Consider the following 19,268-nt stretch of genomic DNA (forward strand, 5'->3'; position numbering starts at 1 on the left):
CCATTCATCGTCACGCGAAGCGCTTGCCCGGCCTTGTGTTCACCGGCTTGGAAGACGCGTTTCCACACGGCCTCGGTGGGTCTCTGACGTTGAATTTCGGATGTGCTTGACTGAGATTGGCGAGGGTTCTGCTAGGGGTCGAAGCACGCCATAGGCTTCCGGCCGGCCGGCGGACATTCAGATCGCGACCGCCGACCACTGTCCGCCTCGGCGAACGTCCGCCTTGTGGCGGGAACGACCACCGTGGCGGCGCCTCCAGGTCCCCTACCGCATCACCGGCGTCGGGATGATCCGCATGGCCTCCAGGCCAGCGCCCAATTGGCGGTCGTCGGGACCCGCGCCCAGTTCGCGCGGGGTCTTCGGGTCGAGGATGTCGAAGGTCACCTTCACGGTCTGCCCCTTCAGGGCTTCCGGCGGCAGGGCCAGCAGGTAGTCGTGGCGCAGCGCCGTGTGCAGGCCGAAGGTGAAGGTCTCCGGCTGACCGCCCGGCACGGAGACCGTGACCGTGCGCGACGGCGACTGCGGCGGCAGGAAGCCGAAGGCCGCGACCTGCACCGAGGCGCTGGAGAGCGTCCGCTGGGACGGCGAGATCGGCAGTTCGACGACCGCGCGCTTGCCGCCGGACCAGACGCCGCCGCCCTCGGGCAGGCCCCAGCCCTCGCGCAGATAGGGCACGCCCGAGCCGCCCGCCTTGAACAGCAGCGACCGCGGCTCGATGCACGGGCCGATCACCACCACCACCAGGCCGACGGGCTTGCCCGAGCGGCAGCCGGGCTTGTCATAGGCGTCGCCCGGCAGGGTCACGACATAGTCGACATCGCCCGGGCGGTCCGGACGGCCGTCGGCCAGCAGGCTCAGCACATTGCCGCCGTGGGGCGAGCGCAGCATGGCGATGGTGGCCATGTAGGTGGTGACCGGCTTGGTGTCGGCCGCCGAGAACATCACCTTCTCGCCCTGCAGGCCGCGCGTCAGGCGCACCTCGCGCACGTCGTGCAGGATGGCGTTCAGCCGGGGGACGTCCAGGACGCTGGGCCGCAGGAACAGGCACAGCATCACCACCAACTGGGCGGCGAAGGCCGGGGCCGGGCCGATGGCGGCGACCCAGGCGGGCGCGATCTTGTCGGAGGCGGCCTCGGCGGCGGTGGCGCGCACGCCCAGCACGGTCAGGAACCAGAGCGGGGTCACGAAGGCCAGCAGGGTGAAGACCCCGAAGCTGTGCTTGAGAACGGCGTATTCCGAGCCGTCGCCCTTGAACACGTACATGCCGTACTGGGCCAGCGCGGCCAGGGCCGCGGCCGCGCCCAGCGAGGCCAGCAGCACGGTGGCGGCGGTCGGGCCGGCGTCCTCCTGGACCGCGCCGGGATCGCGGCGCAGCTCGACCAGCAGCACCCAGGCCGACAGCAGGGCCAGCACGATGGCGGCGGCGGCGAGACCGTTCAACGGCATCTCGCTGGCCAGGTGCAGGCTGCCGTTGTTGGCCGCCATCCAGCGCATGCGCCAGAAATAGGGGCTGCCGACGACGCCGCCGGCGATGGCCAGCAGGCCGACCAGGCCGACCCAGTCGAAGCGGCGGGCGTGGATCAGGTCGCGCAGCCAGGCCAGGCCGAGCATGGCCATCAGGGCGCCGGCCAGTTTCAGGGTCGGCACCAGGTGGAAGCAGCCGCAGAACAGCACCGCGGCGGTGGCGTAGACCACATACAGCGGACGCGAGCGGGGCAGCAGCGCCGCGCCGCCGGCCAGGCACAGCATGGCCACGGCCTCGCCGACGATCTGCGGGAAGAAGAAGTTGTCGACCAGCTCGGCCCCGAACGCCCCGCGCACGGCGAAGATGTTGACGACCATGAAGCCGAGGCTGGCGATCAGATAGGTCAGCGACACCCGCCGCGCCTGGTCGAACAGCACGAGCCAGACCACCGCCGCCGACAGCACCCCGGCCATCAGCAGGGCGTTCAGCTCGGACCAGCCCAGGGTGGCGAACAGGGCGGCGACCCGATGGCTGAGCTTGGGGTAGATGAACATCTCGGCCATGAACTCATGGCCCTGCTGCGGGATCAGGAAGGCGTGGCGCACGATCTCCATGACCTGCAGGTGGTAGGAGCTGTCCACCGACAGCGACAGCAGGCGGTCGGTCGACAGCAGGCCGGCCAGCAGCAGGCACCAGACGGCCGCGCCGACGCCCCAAATCCACTTGGTGTTGTTGCCCACCGGATTCCCCAACTCGATTCTCACGCGCCCCACGCGCGAAGTTTTCTAGCAGCAAAACGCCAGGACGAAAGCTTGGAGGGTGAAAGCTCTAGGGGACCGCCGCCAGCTCGCCGGGCTTCACCGGCGTCAGGCCGGGGATCCCCGCCAGGTCGCGGCCGCAGGCCACGCCGGAGCCGAAACGATGGCAGTCGGTGCGCTTGGCGACCGGCTCCAGCACGCCGCCGCGCGTCACGCCGTCGGCCACCACGACGGTGATGCGCCGATCGCCGGGGGCTGCGTCGACGAAGGTCTCGGGACGGGTGACGATGCAGGGCGGGTCGCTGTCGCGCGCGGTCGGGAAGGTGTTGCCCGTGCCGCCAGTGCGGCCGATGGCCTGGAACATCTGCCGCATGACCCTCAGGTCGCGCCAGTTGGCCGAGCAGTAGTAGGTCGGCGCGAACACCCAGGGCCGGTTGGCCATCCTCGGGCTGGAGACCAGGGCGACCGGATAGCTCAGCGGGTCCAGCGAGGCGAAGGTCTCTCGCACGCCGTGGCGCAACGCGCTGGTGTCGATCGCCTGCACGACCAGGGCGGAGGCCAGCACCGCCAGCGCCGTCCGGCGCGGCAGGCGGCTGGCCCAGGTGACGGCCAGGGCCAGCAGCAGGTAGCCGACCGCCCAGAAGAACCGTCCGTAGGCGCGGAAGCCGCCGATCACCTCGGCAATCTCGCCCTTGGGCCGCGGCAGGTCATAGACGTGGGTCTTGAAGGCGTAGGCCGACCAGCCCACCGCCCAGACCGTCAGGCCCAGCAGGGCCAGGGTCATCGGCGCCCAGCGCACCCAGAAGGCCTTGGAGACGCCGCGCCGGCGCACGGCCAGGGTCGCCTGAAAGCCGGCCATGGCCAGGACCAGCAGCAGGGCCCCCGCGCCCAGGTACTGGAAGCCCTCGAAGCTCTGACCGCCCGTGGCGTCCATCACGCCCTCGTACCACGAGCCGTTCCAGGCCTGGCCGGCCAGGGTCGAGGCCTGTGGCCAGAACGGCCCGACCAGGTTCATCGAATAGAGGCCCAGCGCCGTCGACGCGCCCGTCCAGCCCCGGCCGTCCTGGTAGTCCAGAAACCAGACCGAGACGGCGATCGCCGCGCAAGCCAGGGCCGCGGCTCCGGCGACGCGCGCCACGGCGCCGGCCCGGCGCTGCAGCAGCTCGGCCAGCAGGGCCGCGCCGAACAGCGCCCCGACCGGCGGCAGGTGATAGGCATGGACCCCGACCACCAGGGCCAGCAGGGCCGCGAAGCCGCCGATCCGTCGCCAGGTCAGGCCCTCGCGCGCCGACCGCACCGACAGGGTCAGGGCCAGCAGCAGGATCCAGTGACCCGACAGGGCGATGTGGCCGAACTGCCGGGCGATCCAGGCCGGGACCATCAGCGCCATCAGCCCGCCCAGCAGCAGCGTCCAGCGGTCGGTGACGCCCAGGGCTCGCAGCAGGGCGATCATGCTCCAGGCCTGCAGCGGATAGGACAGCAGCAGGAACAGGCCGATCGGGTTGAACACATGCGACAGGCCCGTCGCCTTCAGGATCAGGGACAACCAGGGGATGCTGTCGGTGAAGACGATCGAGATCGGCTTGTCGCCCAGCCCGCTCACCGCGGTCAGCGGCCAATGCCAGGGCTGGCGAAGGAAGGCCTCGTAGCCCGCGTTCATCACGGCCATGTCGCCCTTGGGCCGGGTCCAGAACGCGGCATGGGCGAAGGCGATGTCGAAGCCGAACATGAAGCCGCACAGCACGACCGGGATCAGCGTCGCCGCCAGGGCGAACAGAATCCGGCTCCCATCGCTTTTGGGATCGACCTTGAACGAAACCATGCGCTCCCCCGAGAACTCGAGGACCTGCTTAACATCGAAGCTTGGCCCCGCGCAGCCCTGGCGACGTCCGGGTGTCGCCTATGATAATTACATATGTAAATAATTTAGACTTGTAATTCTCGGAATCCCCGCCAAACCTCCCTCGGAAACGAATGGAGGCCAGGCCATGGCGGTGCGGGATTTCGGAACGCGGACGACAAGGCGGCTGTGGACGCCGCTGATCTTCTCAGGCCTGGCCGTGGTCGGGATGCTGGGAGTGCTCCTGTTCACTGGCTTCGACCTGGCGCTGTTCGAGCGCGCCAACGCCTTCCTGCCCCGGCCCCGTCCCGAGCAACTGGCCCGCTATCGCCCCCTGGCCCAGACCGAGTGGCGGATCGTGCAGGCCAATCTCGACGCCCGCCTGAAGCAGACCCTGCCGCTGGAGCTGGGCGCGGTGTGGTCCACCCGCACCGGCCAGATCTGCGGCCTGGTCAACGGCCGTGGCAGCTTCGGCGGCCTCTCCAGCATGGTGCGGTTCTACACGGTCGACCAAAAGCCGGTGTTCCACCGGGACGTCGAGCACGTCGCGTTCCAGAAGGCCTGGTTCGAGTGCCGCCGCGACCAGTACGTGACCCTGCACGCCGGAACCATGGAGCCCGGCTTCTGCGGCAGCGAGGCCGGGCGGCGGCACTGCTACACCGTGCGCGGCGGGGCGCGCGAGTAGGTCGACGGCCTCGGGCGCGCTGTCATACTCATGTCACACCGATCGCGCGCCACAGCCGCTAGAAGCCGTCTCCATCGAAACCTTGCTTCCCTGGGAGACGCCTATGTTCAAAGGTCTTTTGGTCGCCGCCTCTTTGTCGCTGGCGATCGGATCGCCCGTTCTGGCGGAGCCCGTCTCCCCTCAGAAGGCCAAGAACGTCATTCTGTTCCTGGCGGACGCGGGCGGCGTTCCGTCGGTGCACGCCGCCAGCCTGCTGGGCTATGGCGAGCCCTTGAAGCTGCACGTCCAGCAGTGGCCCAATCTGGGCCTCAGCGAGACCTCGCCGGTCGACCAGTTCGTCTCGGACTCGGCCAACGGCATGTCGGCGATCATGACCGGCGTGAAGACCCGCAACGGCGTGATCAGCCAGTCGCCCGCCGCCGTGCGCGGCAAGACCGACGGCGAACCGACCAAGACCCTGCTGGAATACGCCGAGGAGCGCGGCCTGCGCACCGGCGTGGTCACCTCCCAGCCGATCACCGACGCCACGCCGGCGGCGACCTACGCCCATTCGAACGATCGCGGGAAGTGGGGCGAGATCTTCCAGCAGGCCTTCGCCCCCCGCTATGGCGACGGGGTCGACGTGCTGTTCGGGACCGGCCGCGCCAAGATCGGTCAGCAGCTGGCCACGGCGGGAACCGGTTTCGACCAGATCGCCAAGGCGCATGAGCGTCCGATCTACGCCCGGCTGGAGGACGCCCCGGCCGCCAACGCCCGTCCCGTGGTCGTGGCCGACGAGATCGACACCCGCGCGGCGACGCTGCGGGCGCTGGACCTGCTGAAGGGCTCGCCCAAGGGCTATCTGCTGGTGGTCGAGTGGGACGCCCACACCGACGACCCGCGCGAGGGCCTGCAGCACATCGTCGATTTCGACAAGCTGATCGCCGAGATCGAAAAGCGCGTCGACCTGAAGGACACCCTGCTGGTGTTCACCGCCGACCACTCCTTCGGCCTGCAGGTGGACGGCGGCCGGCGCGGCGAGCCGCTGCTGGAAGGCTACGAGGCCTGGAAGGCCAGCCAGAAGGACGAGGACATCATCCGCCTCAAGAACGTCATGGTCAACCGGAGCCACACGGGCGAGGAAGTCGCCGCCCTGGCCACCGGCCCCGGGTCCGAGCGCGTGCGCGGCTACTTCCCCAACACCCACCTGTTCGACGTGATGATGGACGCCTGGGGCTGGAAGAAGGACGCGAAGTAGGGTCTGAGCGGCCCTGTTCTTCTTGTCATCCCGGGAGCCTCGAAGAGGCTGACCGGGACCCAGGGACCGGCGCAGTGCGGTCGCCCCTGGGTCCCGGCCCTACAGCCCGCTACGCGGTCTTCCGGCCGGGATGACAAGAATTTGGAGTTCTCCCCCGCATCGCGGGGAAGGCCCCCCTACTCCGCCGCATAGCTCTGCAGCGGGCGGACTTCCAACGCCTCTTCCGGGGCGCCGGCGATGGCTTGCGCCGCCGCCAGGGCTCCGGCCGAGGTCGTGTAGTACGGCACCTTCATCATCAGGGCCGTGCGGCGGATCTCGAAGCTGTCCTCCAGGGCCTGCTTGCCCTCGGTGGTGTTGAACACCAGCTGGACGCCGCCGTTCTTCATCACGTCGACGATGTGCGGACGGCCCTCCAGGACCTTCTTCACATAGTCGACCTGCACGCCCTGCTCGGCCAGATAGGCCCGGGTGCCCTCGGTCGACAGCACCGTGAAGCCGGCCGCCTGCAGCAGCTTCACCGGCTCGACGATCCAGGGCTTGTCGCTTTCCTTGACCGAGACGAAGGCCACGCCCTTTCGGGGCAGCTTCACGCCGCCGCCCAGCTGGCTCTTGGCGAAGGCGCGCGCGAAGGCGGGGGCCATGTCGGCCTCGCCCTCACGCTTCCAGTCCAGGCCCATGACCTCGCCGGTCGAGCGCATTTCCGGGCCCAGCACCGTGTCGACGCCGGCGAAGCGGGCGAACGGGAAGACCGCTTCCTTGACCGCGATGTGGTCATAGGGAACGTCCTTGAGGCCGAAGCTGGCCAGGGTCTCGCCGGCCATGATCTTGGCGGCGATGGCGGCGACCGGTTGTCCGATGGTCTTGGCCACGAACGGCACGGTACGCGAGGCGCGCGGGTTCACTTCCAGCACATAGATGCGCGGATTGGCCGAGTGCGGCTCCTCGATGGCGAACTGCACGTTCATCAGGCCACGGACGTTCAGAGCCAGGGCCATCTGCACCGTCTGGCGCTTCAGCTCCTCGATGGTTTCGGCCTTCAGCGAGAAGGGCGGCATCGAGCACGCCGAATCGCCCGAGTGGACGCCGGCTTCCTCGATGTGCTCCAGCACGCCGGCCACGAACACGTCCTTGCCGTCGCACAGGGCGTCGACGTCCACCTCGGTGGCGCGGCTCAGATAGTGGTCCAGCAGGATCGGGTGCTCGAACGAGATCTCGCCGGTGTTGGCGATGTAGCGTTCCAGATGCTCGTGGTCGCGGATGATCTCCATGCCCCGGCCGCCCAGCACGTAGGACGGACGCATCACGAACGGGAAGCCGATCTGCTCGCCGGCGGCGCGGGCCTCGTCCCAGGTGCGGGCGATGGCGTTTTCCGGCTGGGCGATGTTCAGGCCGTTCAGCAGCTGCTGGAAGCGCTCGCGGTCCTCGGCCAGGTCGATGGCGTCGGGGCTGGTGCCCAGGATCGGGATGCCGGCTTCCTCAAGGGCGTGGGCCAGCTTCAGCGGGGTCTGGCCGCCGAACTGGACGATGACGCCGGCCAGCGTGCCCTTGCTCATCTCGACATGCAGCAGCTCCAGCACGTCCTCGGCCGTCAGCGGCTCGAAGTACAGGCGGTCGGAGGTGTCGTAGTCGGTCGAGACGGTCTCGGGGTTGCAGTTGACCATGATCGACTCGACGCCGATCGCGTCCAAGGCAAACGCGGCATGGCAGCAGCAGTAGTCGAACTCGATGCCCTGGCCGATCCGGTTGGGACCGCCGCCCAGGATCACCGCCTTCTTGCGGTCGGTCGGCTCGCTCTCGCACTCGGGGACCTGGCCCAGGGCCCCGGTCTCGTAGGTCGAGTACATGTAGGGCGTCGAGGCCAGGAACTCGCCGGCGCAGCTGTCGATGCGCTTGAACACCGGACGGACCGACAGTTCCTGGCGCAGGGCGCGCACGGCGCCTTCGGTCGAGCCGGTCAGCTTGGCCAGGCGGGCGTCGGAGAAGCCTTGGGCCTTGAGGGCGCGGAAGCCGGCGGCGTCCTTGGGCAGGCCACCGGCGCGGACCCAGCCTTCCTGGCGGATCAGCTCGGCGATCTGGCGCAGGAACCAGGGCTCGTAGGAACAGGCGGCGTTAACCTCTTCCACGGTCAGGCCGTGGCGGAAGGCCTGGGCGATGACGCGCAGGCGGTCCGGGGTCGGGGTGCCCAGGGCGCGGATCACCGCGGCCTTGCCGGTGTCGGGATCGTCGGCGCCGTGGATTTCCACCTCGTCGAAGCCCGACAGGCCGGTCTCCAGGCCGCGCAGGGCCTTCTGGACGCTTTCCTTGAAGGTCCGGCCGATGGCCATCACCTCGCCGACCGACTTCATGGCCGTGGTCAGCAGGGGCTCGCTGCCCGGATACTTCTCGAAGGCGAAGCGCGGGATCTTGGTGACGACGTAGTCGATCGAGGGCTCGAACGAGGCCGGGGTCGCGCCGCCGGTGATGTCGTTCTTCAGCTCGTCCAGGGTGTAGCCGACGGCCAGGCGCGCGGCGACCTTGGCGATCGGGAAGCCGGTGGCCTTGGACGCCAGGGCCGACGAGCGCGACACGCGCGGGTTCATCTCGATGACGACCATGCGGCCGTCCTTGGGGTTCAGGGCGAACTGGACGTTCGAGCCGCCGGTCTCGACGCCGATCTCGCGCAGCACGGCGATCGAGGCCGCGCGCATCCACTGGTATTCCTTGTCCGTCAGGGTCAGGGCCGGGGCGACGGTGATCGAGTCGCCGGTGTGGACGCCCATCGGGTCGATGTTCTCGATCGAGCAGACGATGATGCAGTTGTCCGCCGTGTCGCGGACCACTTCCATCTCGTATTCCTTCCAGCCGAGGACGCTTTCCTCGATCAGGACTTCGGTGGTCGGCGACAGGTCCAGGCCGCGTTCGACGATCTCCTCGAATTCCTCGAGATTGTAGGCGATGCCGCCGCCGGTGCCGGCCAGGGTGAACGATGGACGGATGATCGCCGGCAGGCCGACGAAGGCCAGGCCTTCGCGGGCCTCGTCCATGTTGTGGGCGGCCTTGGACTTGGGGCTCTCGAGGCCCAGCTTGTCCATGGCGTCGCGGAACTTCTGGCGGTCCTCGGCCTTGTCGATGACCTCGGCCTTGGCGCCGATCATCTCGACGCCGTACTTGGCCAGGGTGCCGTCGGCTTCCAGCGCCAGGGCGGTGTTCAGAGCGGTCTGGCCGCCCATGGTCGGCAGCAGGGCGTCCGGGCGCTCCTTCTCGATGATCTTGGCGACCATCTCCGGGGTGATCGGCTCGATATAGGTCGCGTCCGCCACGTCCGGATCGGTCATGATCGTGGCCGGGTTCGAATTGACCAGGATGATGCGATAGCCCTCGGCGCGCAGCGCCTTACAGGCTTGCACGCCCGAATAGTCGAATTCACAGGCCTGACCGATGACGATCGGGCCCGCGCCGATGATCAGGATCGAGGAAAGGTCTGTTCTCTTGGGCATGGCTAACTCGCGCAAAGACACGGTCGCGCACATCCGCGCGCCCGCTGTCGACCATCTTGCAGGTTAAGCCGCCCGTTTAGAGACGGAGTCGGACGGGCGCAAGCCCCGCGTCTCACGAGGCGGTTAACGCCAGTCTTGCCGAACGAAGTTCAGCGAGCGTCGCAGCTCTTCAGGTCGAAGAACTGACGCGGAAGGCTGTCACGGTCCGCGTCGTCGCGCGGGACGGTTGGCTCGGTCCTGAGCGCGCAGACCGCCTTCTCGACGGCAATGCGGCGAACATGAAAGCTTTAGGGGTTCGCCGCCGCCGAGGCGTCCTTCGGCGCCGCGGCCATCGCCTTCGCCTCCGCCGAAGGATCGGTGGGCGCGACCCAGGCGGCTCCCGTCTTGCCCATCTTGTAGCCCAGGGTGAACAGCGACCGCAGGCTCTTGGACGAGAAGTCCAGGCCCGAGAAGTCGCCCTGCGCGTCGTCCGGGATGGCCGTGTACTGGAAGACCCCGCCATTGCGGCGCGTGAACGCGGCGTTGGCGGTCAGGTTGGTGCGCATCTGGGCCTTGTTCATGGCGATCCACGAGCGCCCCAGGATCGACAGGGCGTCACCCTTGGTGAAGCCGAAGCCGCCGTCGATCTGACCGTTGACGATCACGCGCACCTCGCCGGGCCCGGCCTTGTCGCGCCCGGGCAGGATCGACAGCAGCAGGGCCTCGGGCGCGATGAAGAAGGGCGTGGTCACGCTGCCGTCGACGTGCATCTCCGAGAGCTTGCGATTGGCGCCCTGGACCTCGATCAGGCTGGGCGGGAACACGCCCGGAATGCTGGCCGAGGCCACCAGCACGTCGCGGAACAGCTGCAGGGACGCCGCGTCGCCGCGCGCGGCGATGGCGCCCATGTCCCAGATCACCGTCTGCTCGGTGTCGAGATTGGTCGTGGCGATCAGCAGCCGCCGCCCCTTGGCGTTCTCCAGGGCCACGGCGTAGAGCATGGGATAGTCGACATACTTGTCGACCAGCTGCCGCAGCGCGTGGTTGCGGAAGATGCTGGGCGCGAAGAACAGGTCCAGCCCGCGCCTCTGCAGGATGCGGTCGACGGCGTCGCTGGTGTAGGCCTGGGTCAGGCGCCGATCCCAGTCCTTGCCCAGAAAGGCGAAGGGCGCGGTCAGGGCGCCGGTCGAAACCCCGGTGACGATGTCGAACTCCGGCCGGGTTCCCGCGTCGGACCAGCCGACCAGAACGCCCGCCCCGTAGGCGCCGTTCGAGCCGCCGCCCGAGATCGCCAGCACATTGACCTTGCGCCCCGCGATGCGGTCGTGAACGCCCTGGGCGAACTTCAGGCTGGCCTCCGGATCGACCGCGCTGAAGCGGACATCGACCAGGCCGCTCGGGGCGACCGACCCCAGGTCGGAAGCCGTGAACGCATCGCGCGGGAGGGTGCCGCAGGCCGTGAGGACCAGGACGAGGGTCAGAGCGGCTAAGGCGCGAAGGCCGCGCATGGGGCGTCTCCGGATTTGGGGCGATGATTAGCCAAATTGGCCCGCCAGGGGAATGACCCGTCTGCCCCAGGCCGATGCTTGCAAGTCATTATTGATAGAAAATGAGACGATCTCGCGTGGTGGACGATGGTCACGGAGGCCCCGACCGCGCGGGCCGAACGCGCGCGGCGCGGCGAGCGGCCAAGTGAAGGCGGGCGAGTGAAAGCGGGCGAGTGAAGACGGCGGCCCAAACGAAAACAGGCCAGCGCGAGCGCTGGCCTGTTCCCTTGAACCCGTGGGTCCGACTGCGAGGGTCGATTAGACCGCTTGCAGTTGGCCGGCCGAGGTCTTGCCGCTGCGGCGGTCGACTTCCGGCTCGAACGAGATCTTCTGACCTTCGTTCAGCGAGCCGAGGCCCGCGCGTTCGACGGCCGAGATGTGCACGAAGATGTCCGCGCCGCCGTTGTCCGGCTGAATGAAGCCAAAGCCCTTGGTGGAATTGAACCACTTCACGGTGCCAGTAGCCATGGTGAATATCCTTGTAGACAGGTGTGTTCGTCGGCCGAAAACGTCCCGATCGACGATCAAATTTCGTTGGAAGTTCGGAAGGCGCGTCCGGCGCTCCACCACGGGAGCAAGGAATAGCAGGCCGAGCGGCAGCGAATTCGATAGCCCACAATCGGCGATTTTATTTCAGAAATCAAGGCCGGAATTTCCGGTCTACTTAACGGGAATCCCGGACCCAGGCTCGGCTTCAAGCGTTGCCTCTCGGGCGGACTCTACCGTTCGCCAAATTGGCGCCCCACGACATCCGGAGCTTCGACATGACCCTGATCGAGAAGATCCCCACCCTCAGCGACGCCGAGCTCAAGACCCTGCTCGCCAACGCCCGGCGGCTGGACGTCACCGGCACGCCCGACCAGCGCCGCCAGGCGGCCGAGGTGAGGACGCCGCTGGAGCGCGAGGACTCCCGCCGACGCGCCGTCCGCTCGAAGACCTCGATCAGCGCGAAATCGGTCTTGCGGGACTCGTAATTGCAATTCATTCTCAGAAGCATCATCGCGAGGAGACGACGATGGTTCTGCGGGAGACGGGCGCCAGCTGGCTGGCGTCGATGATGCGGGCCGAGCGCGAGCCGGAAGAGCGGTCAGCGCTGCTGGACGGGGCGCCCGAGCCTGAGAGGCTTGCGGCGCTGGAAAGACTCTCCTCCCCTCTTGGGGGAGTTGGATCGGCGCGGATACGCGACGAGACGGAGGGGGACGGCGCGGGCGCCATGGCGCGGCGCTGACCCCCTCCACCGCCGTTCGGCGCCCCCCCCTCCCCCAGCAGGGGGAGGAGAGACAACCCCGCCCCTACTTCACGAACGGCCAGATCCAGGCGATCAGCCAGGGCGCGATCAACAGGATCAGAACGGTGAGCGGCGCGCCCAGCCGGGCGTAGTCCCCGAACCGATAGCCGCCGGGCCCCAGCACCAGGGTGTTGCACTGGTGGCCGACGGGCGTGAGGAAATCGCAGCCCGCTCCCACCGCCACGGCCATCAGGAACGGGTCGGGCGACAGGCCCAGCCGCTGGGCCACGCCCATGCCGATCGGGGCGGCGATCAGCACCGTGGCGGCGTTGTTCAGGAACGGCGTGGCCGCCATGGCCACGGCCATCATCGCCGTCAGGGTGGCGATCGGCGGCAGGCCGTGGAAGGCCCCCGACAGCCAGGCGGAGATCAGGTCGGCCCCGCCGGTCTTCTGCACCGTGTCGCTGACCGGGATCAGGGCCGCGACCAGCACCAGCACCGGCGCCTCGAGGGCGGCATAGGCCTCGCGCATCCGCAGGGCGCCGACGGCCACCACCAGCACCGCCGCGCCGAAGAAGCCCGCCGCCACCGGGACGACGCCGGTCGCCACCAGGGCCATGGCCACCGCCAGGATCGCCACCGGCAGCAGCGCGTGCCGCACCCCGCCCAGCCGCACCTCGCGTTCGGCCAGCGGCAGAAGACCCAAGGCCTGCAAAGCGCCCGGCAACGACTGCTCGGCCCCCTGCAGCACCAGGATGTCGCCGGCCTTCAGGCGGATGGTCGCCAGGCGGCCGGCCATGCGGTGGCCGCTGCGCGACACGCCCAGCAGGTTGACGCCGTGGGTGTCGGAAAGGGTGACGCTGCGCGCCGACTGGCCGATCAGGTCGCTCTCGCGGCCGATCACCGCCTCGACCACGCGGACCTCCTCGGTCGGCTCGGTCATGGCCACCGGCCGGTCGGCGTCCCGCAGGCGCAGCTTGGCCGCGACGATCAGCTGATTCAGTTCCTGCTGCTCGCCCTCCAGCAACAGGACGTCGCCGGGATGGATCTTGAGGTTGGCGTGCGGCGCCTCGATGCGCTTGCGTCCGCGCAGGATGGCGACCACCGAGACCGCGCCCTCGGCGGCCTTCTTCAGGGCGCCGACGCTGCCGGCCTGAAAGCTCCAACCCTCGGGGACCTCGACCTCGGTGACATAGGCGCTGGCCGCCAGGGCCGCGTCGACGTCGATGGCCGCCTTGCGGTCGCGCGGCAGCAGCCGGTAGGCGAAGGACAGATAGGCGACGGCGATGAGCGTCAGTATGCCGCCGACCGGGAAGAAGTCGAACATCCTGAACGGCTGGCCCAGGGCTTCCTGGCGCACCTCCGAGACGATGATGTTGGGCGAGGTGCCGACCAGCACGGCCAGCCCTCCGACCAGCGAGCCGAAGCTCATCGGCATCAGCAGGCGACCGGGCGACACGCCGGTGCGGCGGGCGATCTGCAGGGCGCTGGGCATCATCAGGGCCAGGGCCCCGACGTTCTTGGTGGCCATGGACAGCACGGCCGTGGTTCCGGCCAGCACGGGAACCTGGGTGCGCTCGTCCTTCAGCCTGGGCAGCAGCGGGGCCATGACCAGGTCGACGATCCCCGAGCGCGCGACGGCGGCGCTCAGCACCAGGGCGCTGGCGATGATGATGACGATGTCGTTGGCGAAGCCGTTGAAGGCCTCCTTCACCGGGATCAGGCCCATGGCCATGCCGGCCGCCAGCGCGCCCAGCGCGATCAGGTCGTAGCGCCACCGCCCCCAGACGAACGCGGCGATAGTGGCCGCGATAAGACCGAACGCGAGGCCTTGTTGTAGTGTCACGTGTGGAATTCCCCGAAGCTATGCTTCGGGGAAACGGGCGGAGCGGTGAAAAGATGCTCCCCCGATGCGGGGAAGGATCCGGAATTAAACCAGCGCCTTACGCGCCGCTTCCCAGTATTGCGCGCCGGTGATCAGGGTCACCAGGGTCGCCAGCCACAGCAGGCCGTGGGCCACGATCGTGAAGCCGCCCATCACGCTGGGCTCCGGCGACAGGCCGAACGCGCCCCAGCTGGCCAGGATCAGCTCCGCGCCGATGGCCACCAGCTGCAGGGTCGTCTTCCACTTGGCCAGCAGGGTCACCGGCAGCTTGACGCCCTTGCCCGCGCCGACCTCGCGCAGGGCGCTGACCGCGAACTCGCGGAACAGGATCAGGCCGGCCGGCAGCACGACCATGGCGTTGGGGCCCAGGGCCATCAGGCCCAGCAGCGCGCCGCAGACCAGGATCTTGTCGCCGATCGGGTCGAGAATCGCGCCCCAGACGCTGACCGCGTCCAGCTTGCGCGCCAGCCAGCCGTCGAAGAAGTCGGTCACCGAGGCCACCACGAAGGCGTAGAACGCCCAGCGCTCCAGCCGCAGCTGGGTCTCCGCGGTCAGGGTCTCGCTCAGATACGGCACGGCGCCCGCCGCGGCCGCCAGGGCGACGAACATGAACAGCGCCATCACGAGGCGCGAGCCGGTCAGGATATTGGGCAGGTTCTTCATGGCGCTGTTCATAACGCACAAAGGCGGGCCTGGGCTACGGCCGCTCCCCTGGAGCCTTCATTAGAGGGCTCTGACCTTGAGATCTGAAGCGCGTCCGGGCGGCGAAACCGCCCACGCCTTGCCCGCGCGCTTTAATCGAGACGTCCGATTTTTGAGACGCCGGGCGCGACTCGCTTCGCTATACAAACCAGGAGAGCGACGCTGCGCTCGTCATCGCGGGTCCGTCCAGGCATGGAAGAACGGGATCGAGGCGGCCTTGGCGGCCGACGCCGCGTCAGCTCGGTGCGCGGCCGGCTCGTGCTCCTGACTGTCAGCCTGCTGGTTCCGGCCCTGCTGTCGATGGGCTTCCTGCTGGCCGGCGCCGACCGCGAGTCGCGCGGGCGGCTCTATCAACAGCTGGTCACCACCGCCCGGGCCCTGAGCGGCGCGGTCGACCGCCAGGCGGCGGTGGGCGTCTCGGTGGTCGAGACCCTGGCCACCGACCAGGCCCTGATCAACGGCGACTGGGCCGCCTTCGACGCCCGCGCTCGCCGCGCCATGGAGCGCCGCGCCGGCTGGATCGTCGTCGCCGACCAGGACGGCCAGCAGGTGCTCAACACGCTGAAGCCCTATGGAACGCCCCTGCCCCGCATCAAGCGCACGCGGGAAGAGGCCGCCGCCTTCTCGGCCGGGCGCAGCAAGGTCTCGGACCTGCTGGACGGCCCCGTGGCCGGCAAGCCGGTGATCACGGTCGGCGCGCCGATCGTCGTCAAAGGCAAGTTCTACGTCCTCTCCTACGTGGTCGACTCGGCCTCGTTCACCTCGGTGTTCCGCCAGCAGCGCGTGCCCGACCGCTGGGTCGCCACCCTGCTGGACAACCACCGCCACGTGATCGCCCGCTCGCGGCTGAACGAGGCGTTCACCGGACATCTGGCCTCCAAGGACATGGAGGAGAACCTCCGCCACTCGACCGAAGGCGTCAGCAAGAGCGTCTCGCTGGAAGGCGTGCCGACCATGGTCGCCTACACCCGCTCGCCCCAGACCGGCTGGACCCTGGTGGTGGCCATCCCGCGCGAGGACCTGGCCAGCACGGTCAACCGCGCCGTGGCCCTGGGAACCGGCGTCTTCCTGCTGCTGCTGGTGCTGGGCGTCGCCCTGTCGGTGGTCTATTCCCGCCGCATCAACCAGGAGATAGGCCGCCTGGTCTCCGACGCCCGCCTCATCGGACGCGGCGAGACCCTGCCGCCCGCCGATCCCGACAGCCTGGAGGAGATCGCCGCCGTCCACGCCGCCCTGCGCCAGGCCTCCCGCGAGCTGAAGACCCGCGAAGAGCGCCAGGCGGTGATGATCAACGAGCTGAACCACCGCGTGAAGAACACCCTGGCCACGGTCCAGGCCCTGGCCCGCCAGACCTTCGCCAAGATCCCGAATTCCACGGACGGGAGCGCGCCGCTCGAGGTGTTCACCGACCGGCTGATCGCGCTCTCGGGCGCCCACGATCTGCTGACCCGCACCGGCTGGCGCGAGGCCGACATGGCCGCCGTGGTCGAGGCCAGCCTGGGCGCGCATGTCGAGCGCGTCGACCGTTCCGGTCCCGAGGTGGCCCTGGCCCCGCACACGGCCGTGGGTCTGTCCATGGTGTTCCACGAACTGGCCACCAACAGCGCCAAGTACGGGGCCCTGTCCGCGCCGGGCGGCCGGGTCGAGCTGACCTGGAAGCGCGATCCGGTCACCGACAACCTGCTCTTCACCTGGCGCGACGTCGGCGGCCCGCCGGTCACCCCGCCGGCGCGATCGGGCTTCGGCACCCGCCTGATCGAGAGCTCGATCCGCCGCGAGCAGAAGGGCCAGGCCCGGTTCGACTTCCGCCCCGACGGCCTGGTCTTCGAAGCCAGCCTGCCGCTGCCCGAACAGGCGCGGTGGAGCAATGCGTTCTGAGGAAGGAAAGCTCCGCCGGTCCGCCCTCGCGCCGGGAGCCTCCACCGACCTCCCGAACAGCGGACATTCCGGTCGTCTGTTCGGGGTGGGGAAGTGACGACCCTGCGGGCTTTCGGGTCCCGCTCTGCCAACGAGAAACTTCGCTTGCCGGTCCTTGACATGCCAAGATCACAGGCTCGCAATCATCCAAGGGACTTCAGGTCGGGTAGCATCCCAGAGGGACGAGGAGCGGGGGGCGCATGTCCAACGACGAGGGTGTCAGTTCGAAGAAGCTTTGCCGTATCTGCTGTGAGCCAATTGCCGCTGGCGCACGCAAGTGCATCCACTGCGACAGCTTCCAGGACTGGCGCGGGAACCTCGGCGTCAGCGCGACCGTGCTCTCGCTACTCGTTGCGTTGGTTTCCGTCCTGACCGCTTCCGCGCCCATTCTCACGAAAACGCTGACGCCCGAACGCTCCGATCTCGCCTTCGCTTTTCAAGGTGCCAACTCATACCAGCCCTCGCTGAGGCTGACTCCTTTTGGGATTCCCAGCGAGGGCAAATTCCGAATCAACGCTGCGGTGTGACGAATCGCATGGCGGAGGCATTGATGGGCGCGGGGCTGGAGATCACGCGATCCGGCCGGGGTTTTCGAACCCCAAGCACTTCGCTCAATGGAAGATGACGCTGACAGGCACGTGGCGTCGAAGTCGCGCATCGTGGCCTCGTTGATCGTGCCGGGCTCGGTATATCCGCTCGCGCCGCTGCTTCACCAGGCCCGCGTGTCCGTCCTGGCCCACCAGCCGGGTCGAACGTTGCAGCCCCTCGCTCGCGAGGCCGTTGACGAGGATCAATGTGCTGCTTTGCCGGATGCGCCTCTCATTGCGAACTTCAAAAAGGAAACAGGCTATGACCCGCACCAGATTCGCCGCCGCTGCGATCGGAATTGGCGTCTTCGCCATCCCCTTGGGCGCGCAGGCGGAGCCTCAAGCCCAAGGCGCAACGCCGTCTCAGAGCTCTCCGGGAGGCCCGATGATGGGGCGCGGCCCGGGGTCGGGAATGGGAATGCGCGGGGGCGCGCAGGCCGCATACGGCTGGTCCATGATGACACCGGCCGAACGGCAAGAGCACATGGCCAAGATGCAAGGGTTTGCGACCCGTGCGGAATGTCAGGCCTACGTTACCGAGCACCATAAACTGATGGCCGAACGGGCGAAGCAGCGCGGCTTGTCGGTGCCTGCAGAGCCACGCCGCGATCCTTGCGCCGGCCTCAAGTAGGTCCTCTCAACCGAATGCAAGTCCTTGTCACGGCGACACTGAGCTCGCGCCGCCACGCGAAATCCTTTCAGGGCTTGGGCATGTTGAGCCGACCGAGTCAGAAATCGAGCAGGCTGCCGCCTTCGAAACTGCTGCGGTCAAGGCCGGACTGGGGTCGTGTCCCTGGTAGTGGTGTAGCTGGGCGTTAGCGGAGCCGCTCGCGACGCGCGCCTTCCACATGGCGCCATAGCGAGCGAGCGGGCTCGGCGGGCCGGTGCACGGTTGGTGGGTGGTCACCTACCAACGGACGTCGCTAACTTCCAACTAGGGTCGAGAGCGCCCGCCAGCATTCTTCCGGCAAGCGGCCCCTCGGATCGCCAGTGTCGGGACGATCGTCGATCCCGATAGATTCCGCCACGGACGCGGGGATGACGGCGTACTGCGTGAGGACCTGACGCGCTTGCGCAGAGTCAGCTAAACCCTGATCGCATGAGCTACACCGACGCCGAAATCGCCGCCCTGGCCGAGGGGCTGCTGGACCGCAGCCTGCCCAAGGACCAGTGGACCCACGCGGCCCACCTGACCGCCACCCTTCGCCTGGTCCGTCTGCGCGACGCGAACCTGGAGCGCGACCTGCCGTGGGTGATCCGCACCTACAATGTCGCGGTCGGCGGCCAGAACACCGAGACCAGCGGCTATCACGAGACGATCACCCAGGCCTATCTGGCCGCGATCCGCGCGTTCGAGGCGGCCCTGCCGCCCGGAACGTCCGACGCCGAGGCCGTCGCCCTGCTGCTGGCCACGCCGCTGGGTGACAAGAACTGGCCGCTCACGCACTGGTCGCGCGAGCGGCTGTTCTCGGTCGAGGCCCGCCGCTGGTGGGTGGACCCCGACCTGAAGCCGCTGGCCCATCCGCCCGCGCCGCGGGACGGCCTCTAGTTCTTGGCCCAGGGGATGAATTCGCCCAGCCGGACGCCGCCGGTATAGCCGGCCGCCGCGCCGCGCCCGCCGTTGTCGCCCACGAACAGGTTGTTGCCCTCGCACAGGGTCGAGGTGTCGCCGACCAGCAGCGCGTTGTTCGAGTTCAGGTCGTCGAGGCCCGCGGTCGGCCGGTTAACGTACAGCGTCGGGCTGCCGCGCAGGCGGTAGACGATGGCCGTGCCGTTGATGATCTGGGTGGTGATGATCTTGCGCGTCTCGAGGCAGTTGACCCCGGCGAGAACGGTCCGCCCTTCCAGCATCTTGGCCAGCGTCGCCTCGCCCTTGGCGTTCTCGGCCTGGGCGCCGGAGGCCGCCAGGACCCCCATCGCCGCCATCACGGCCCAGGTCTTAGGTTGAATACCCATTTTCTC

At 68.6% G+C, this 19,268-nt stretch carries 15 protein-coding genes; 6 read left to right on the top strand and 9 right to left on the bottom strand.

Annotated features, from left to right (window positions below):
* Window positions 1-264: 264 nt before the first annotated feature.
* On the bottom strand, window positions 265-2,205 hold the full coding sequence (locus AC1RJ9_RS11030; protein ID WP_492836930.1) for a hypothetical protein: 1,941 nt from the start codon (window positions 2,203-2,205) through the stop codon (window positions 265-267).
* Window positions 2,206-2,293: 88 nt separating this feature from the next.
* A complete protein-coding gene (locus tag AC1RJ9_RS11035) occupies window positions 2,294-4,045 on the bottom strand; it encodes a DUF6311 domain-containing protein (protein ID WP_492836931.1) in 1,752 nt (583 codons plus the stop codon).
* 166 nt (window positions 4,046-4,211) lie between these two features.
* On the opposite strand from AC1RJ9_RS11035, the gene AC1RJ9_RS11040 reads away from it, so the two are divergent.
* Both AC1RJ9_RS11040 and AC1RJ9_RS11045 read left to right on the top strand, forming a co-directional pair.
* Window positions 4,212-4,748 carry a hypothetical protein gene (locus tag AC1RJ9_RS11040; RefSeq protein WP_492836932.1) on the top strand — a complete coding sequence of 179 codons (537 nt, stop codon included), beginning with the start codon at window positions 4,212-4,214 and terminating at the stop codon, window positions 4,746-4,748.
* A 103-nt stretch (window positions 4,749-4,851) separates the two neighbouring features.
* Window positions 4,852-5,985, top strand: a complete 1,134-nt coding sequence (locus AC1RJ9_RS11045; protein ID WP_492836933.1) for an alkaline phosphatase — start codon at window positions 4,852-4,854, stop codon at window positions 5,983-5,985.
* 176 nt (window positions 5,986-6,161) lie between these two features.
* Here AC1RJ9_RS11045 and carB read toward each other — a convergent pair whose 3' ends face one another.
* The 3 genes from carB to AC1RJ9_RS11060 all read right to left on the bottom strand — a co-directional run bounded on the left by carB (window position 6,162) and on the right by AC1RJ9_RS11060 (window position 11,455).
* Window positions 6,162-9,461 (bottom strand): carbamoyl-phosphate synthase large subunit, encoded by a 3,300-nt coding sequence (gene carB / locus AC1RJ9_RS11050; protein WP_492836934.1) that lies wholly within the window; start codon window positions 9,459-9,461, stop codon window positions 6,162-6,164.
* A 287-nt stretch (window positions 9,462-9,748) separates the two neighbouring features.
* The gene (locus AC1RJ9_RS11055; protein ID WP_492836935.1) at window positions 9,749-10,948 is read right to left on the bottom strand and encodes a patatin-like phospholipase family protein; all 1,200 of its coding nucleotides are present in this window, start codon (window positions 10,946-10,948) and stop codon (window positions 9,749-9,751) included.
* A 297-nt stretch (window positions 10,949-11,245) separates the two neighbouring features.
* Complete coding sequence (locus AC1RJ9_RS11060) at window positions 11,246-11,455, bottom strand: cold-shock protein (protein WP_099575950.1); 210 nt, start codon at window positions 11,453-11,455, stop codon at window positions 11,246-11,248.
* A 296-nt stretch (window positions 11,456-11,751) separates the two neighbouring features.
* Here AC1RJ9_RS11060 and AC1RJ9_RS11065 point away from each other — a divergent pair, with 296 nt between their 5' ends.
* Window positions 11,752-11,961: a hypothetical protein gene (locus AC1RJ9_RS11065; RefSeq protein ID WP_492836936.1), complete on the top strand. Its 210-nt coding sequence runs from the start codon at window positions 11,752-11,754 to the stop codon at window positions 11,959-11,961.
* Window positions 11,962-12,279: 318 nt separating this feature from the next.
* Here AC1RJ9_RS11065 and AC1RJ9_RS11070 read toward each other — a convergent pair whose 3' ends face one another.
* Both AC1RJ9_RS11070 and pgsA read right to left on the bottom strand, forming a co-directional pair.
* Entirely contained in the window at window positions 12,280-14,061 is a 1,782-nt protein-coding gene (locus tag AC1RJ9_RS11070; RefSeq protein ID WP_492836937.1) for an SLC13 family permease, read from the bottom strand.
* A gap of 84 nt (window positions 14,062-14,145) precedes the next feature.
* Window positions 14,146-14,763 (bottom strand): CDP-diacylglycerol--glycerol-3-phosphate 3-phosphatidyltransferase, encoded by a 618-nt coding sequence (gene pgsA / locus AC1RJ9_RS11075; RefSeq protein WP_492836938.1) that lies wholly within the window; start codon window positions 14,761-14,763, stop codon window positions 14,146-14,148.
* A 231-nt stretch (window positions 14,764-14,994) separates the two neighbouring features.
* On the opposite strand from pgsA, the gene AC1RJ9_RS11080 reads away from it, so the two are divergent.
* Together AC1RJ9_RS11080 and AC1RJ9_RS11085 are read left to right on the top strand one after the other, a co-directional pair.
* Window positions 14,995-16,680 carry a sensor histidine kinase gene (locus tag AC1RJ9_RS11080; RefSeq protein WP_492836939.1) on the top strand — a complete coding sequence of 562 codons (1,686 nt, stop codon included), beginning with the start codon at window positions 14,995-14,997 and terminating at the stop codon, window positions 16,678-16,680.
* A 239-nt stretch (window positions 16,681-16,919) separates the two neighbouring features.
* Complete coding sequence (locus AC1RJ9_RS11085; RefSeq protein ID WP_492836940.1) at window positions 16,920-17,246, top strand: hypothetical protein; 327 nt, start codon at window positions 16,920-16,922, stop codon at window positions 17,244-17,246.
* An 84-nt stretch (window positions 17,247-17,330) separates the two neighbouring features.
* On the opposite strand, the gene AC1RJ9_RS11090 is transcribed toward AC1RJ9_RS11085, so the two are convergent.
* Window positions 17,331-17,621 (bottom strand): hypothetical protein, encoded by a 291-nt coding sequence (locus AC1RJ9_RS11090; RefSeq protein WP_492836941.1) that lies wholly within the window; start codon window positions 17,619-17,621, stop codon window positions 17,331-17,333.
* 784 nt (window positions 17,622-18,405) lie between these two features.
* On the opposite strand from AC1RJ9_RS11090, the gene AC1RJ9_RS11095 reads away from it, so the two are divergent.
* Window positions 18,406-18,855 carry a hypothetical protein gene (locus tag AC1RJ9_RS11095; RefSeq protein WP_492836942.1) on the top strand — a complete coding sequence of 150 codons (450 nt, stop codon included), beginning with the start codon at window positions 18,406-18,408 and terminating at the stop codon, window positions 18,853-18,855.
* On the opposite strand, the gene AC1RJ9_RS11100 is transcribed toward AC1RJ9_RS11095, so the two are convergent.
* Window positions 18,852-19,262 (bottom strand): hypothetical protein, encoded by a 411-nt coding sequence (locus tag AC1RJ9_RS11100; RefSeq protein ID WP_492836943.1) that lies wholly within the window; start codon window positions 19,260-19,262, stop codon window positions 18,852-18,854. The two genes, AC1RJ9_RS11095 and AC1RJ9_RS11100, sit on opposite strands and share 4 nt — an antisense overlap.
* Window positions 19,263-19,268 lie beyond the last annotated feature (6 nt).

Source organism: Caulobacter sp. GW822-FHT07D08 (assembly GCF_058798735.1).

Coding starts and splice junctions, on each gene's coding strand:
- AC1RJ9_RS11095 (WP_492836942.1), top strand. CDS start 18,406: ATGAGCTACACCGACGCCGAAATCGCCGCCCTGGCCGAGGGGCTGCTG.
- AC1RJ9_RS11040 (WP_492836932.1), top strand. CDS start 4,212: ATGGCGGTGCGGGATTTCGGAACGCGGACGACAAGGCGGCTGTGGACG.
- carB (WP_492836934.1), bottom strand. CDS start 9,461: ATGCCCAAGAGAACAGACCTTTCCTCGATCCTGATCATCGGCGCGGGC.
- AC1RJ9_RS11060 (WP_099575950.1), bottom strand. CDS start 11,455: ATGGCTACTGGCACCGTGAAGTGGTTCAATTCCACCAAGGGCTTTGGC.
- AC1RJ9_RS11100 (WP_492836943.1), bottom strand. CDS start 19,262: ATGGGTATTCAACCTAAGACCTGGGCCGTGATGGCGGCGATGGGGGTC.
- AC1RJ9_RS11065 (WP_492836936.1), top strand. CDS start 11,752: ATGACCCTGATCGAGAAGATCCCCACCCTCAGCGACGCCGAGCTCAAG.
- AC1RJ9_RS11045 (WP_492836933.1), top strand. CDS start 4,852: ATGTTCAAAGGTCTTTTGGTCGCCGCCTCTTTGTCGCTGGCGATCGGA.
- AC1RJ9_RS11035 (WP_492836931.1), bottom strand. CDS start 4,045: ATGGTTTCGTTCAAGGTCGATCCCAAAAGCGATGGGAGCCGGATTCTG.
- AC1RJ9_RS11080 (WP_492836939.1), top strand. CDS start 14,995: ATGGAAGAACGGGATCGAGGCGGCCTTGGCGGCCGACGCCGCGTCAGC.
- AC1RJ9_RS11085 (WP_492836940.1), top strand. CDS start 16,920: ATGTCCAACGACGAGGGTGTCAGTTCGAAGAAGCTTTGCCGTATCTGC.
- AC1RJ9_RS11090 (WP_492836941.1), bottom strand. CDS start 17,621: ATGGCGAAGACGCCAATTCCGATCGCAGCGGCGGCGAATCTGGTGCGG.
- AC1RJ9_RS11055 (WP_492836935.1), bottom strand. CDS start 10,948: ATGCGCGGCCTTCGCGCCTTAGCCGCTCTGACCCTCGTCCTGGTCCTC.
- pgsA (WP_492836938.1), bottom strand. CDS start 14,763: ATGAAGAACCTGCCCAATATCCTGACCGGCTCGCGCCTCGTGATGGCG.